This window comes from Arthrobacter sp. Y3223164, assembly GCF_059091005.1.
Map to the genome: position 1 here is coordinate 1 of NZ_JBNHGF010000438.1, position 2,081 is coordinate 2,081.

2 protein-coding genes are annotated in these 2,081 nt (G+C 69.0%); one reads left to right on the forward strand and one right to left on the reverse strand.

All coding sequences use genetic code 11. The features are described from left to right. Positions 1-383 (reverse strand): helix-turn-helix domain-containing protein (locus tag AC5RUJ_RS15105; protein ID WP_494156122.1); only part of this gene is annotated, 383 nt, incomplete at its 3' end. A 119-nt stretch (positions 384-502) separates the two neighbouring features. Between AC5RUJ_RS15105 and AC5RUJ_RS15110 the strand changes: the two genes are divergently transcribed. Next, on the forward strand, positions 503-2,081 hold a 1,579-nt coding region (locus AC5RUJ_RS15110; protein WP_494156123.1), incomplete at its 3' end, for a sugar ABC transporter ATP-binding protein.

The window sequence follows — 2,081 nt, forward strand, 5'->3', positions numbered from 1 at the left end:
CAACCCAGCACGATGTCCGGGCCGCTGGCGATGCTCAGCTCGGCGCGCTCCTCGGCCAGGACGTCGCCGGAGAGGTCGGCCACGACGACCCTGGCGTGCGTGGCGCCGAGGTCTGCGCCGACCACCAGGCGGGCGGCCGGGTTGAGCGCAAACAACGACGGCGGCCTTCCGCCGGTCGAGGTCGCTCCCCCAATGGGGGCAATCAGCCCCAGCCGCATCAACGAATCCACCCGGGCGGTCACCGTGGACCGCGCCAAGCCGGTCAACTGCGCCAGCTCCGCCCGGGTGCGCGGCTGGCCGTCGCGCAGCAGCTGGAATACCTCGCTTGCTCCGGCAGCCGGCTGGGCGGCCAGGCGCTGCGGCGGGGCGACATCGGACTTCAACACGCTTTCAGTACAGCACGCACCACTTCTGTTTGTCTCTACCGAAACTAACAATTCATGGCCAAACAACTTTTGCCTGACCCTCGACAAAACTATGTGACGCGTGCCACAGTGAGTGGGTGGAGCAGACGAGCAACACTGTGGCCGACAGCGGCGCCGGACGGGGGAAACCCGTTCTCGAGGTCCGCGGCCTGACCAAGAGCTTCTTCGGCAATCCCGTGCTGCAGGACGCGTCACTGACGCTGCACGCCGGCGAGGTCCACGGCGTCGTTGGGGAGAACGGCGCAGGAAAGTCGACGCTGATGAAGATCTTGGCGGGCGTGTACCAGCGGGACTCGGGAACTGTGCTGTTGGACGGCGAAAGCGTCCAGTTCAGCCATCCCACCCAGGCACACGAAGCCGGGCTGTCCACCGTCTTCCAGGAATTCAACCTGCTGCCGGACCGCACGGTGGCGGAGAACATCTACCTGGGCCGCGAGCCCCGCAAGGGCCTGCTGGTCAACCGGGCCAAGATGAACGCCGCCACCGCGGAACTGCTGGAGTCGCTGGGCATCGGCTCCATCCGGCCCACGGCGCTGGTCCGATCGCTCTCCGTGGCCGAGCAGCAGATCGTCGAGATCGCCAAGGCCGTCAGCTACGAGGCCCGGATCATCTCCATGGACGAGCCGACCGCCGCGTTGTCCGGGCCGGAAGTGTCCCTGTTGTACGGGATCGTGGGGAGACTGGCCGAACGCGGCACCGGCATCCTCTACGTCTCGCACCGGCTGCGCGAGGTCTTCGACCTCTGCCAAACCATCACCGTGCTCAAAGACGGGCGGGTCGTGGGTACCAAACCGGCCACCGAACTCGATGATGCCTCGCTGGTCCGGATGATGGTCGGCCGCCCCATCTCCGCGTACTTCCCGGACAAGCTCCCGCCCGCGCCCGCGGCACAGAGCACCGACCGCAACGCCCCGCTGCTCGCACTCGCCGGCGCCGGCAACGACCAGCTGGACGGCATCAGCCTGCGCCTGATGCCCGGCGAGATCGTCGGCGTCGCCGGCCTGCAGGGGTCCGGCCGCACCGAACTGTTGCAGGCGATCTTCGGCGCCGCGCCGTTCAACCGCGGCAGCATGCAGCTGGCGGGCCGTCCGGTCCGTCCGCATTCTCCCCGCCAGGCGGTGCGGCACGGCATCGCGCTGATCACCGAGGACCGCAAGGCGCAGGGCCTGAGCCTGAACCAGTCCTTGCTGGACAATGCGCTGGGCGTGGTCCGCGCCGTGTTCCCCAAGCGCACCGCGACCGTACGCCGCGCCGTCGCCGGCTCGTTCAGCGCGCTGGAAGTCGTCGCGCGGGACCTGGACCAGGAGGTGCAGTACCTCTCCGGCGGGAACCAGCAAAAGATCGTGCTGGCCAAGTGGCTGGCGGTGTCCCCGGGCGTGGTGCTGCTGGACGAACCGACCCGGGGCATCGACGTCGGGGCCAAGGTCGCGGTGTACCGGCTGATGCGCCAGCTGGCGGCCGAGGGGAAGGGCGTCCTGATGGTTTCCAGCGAACTGCCCGAGGTGATCGGGATGTCCGACCGGATCCTGGTGATGCGCGACGGGCAGATCGCCGGCGAACTGCCGGCCGGCGCCACCGAGGAGGAAATCCTGCGGCTGGCCACCGGCGCGCGCGTACCGGGGACGGCCTCCGATGGCACGCCGCCGGCTCCGGACT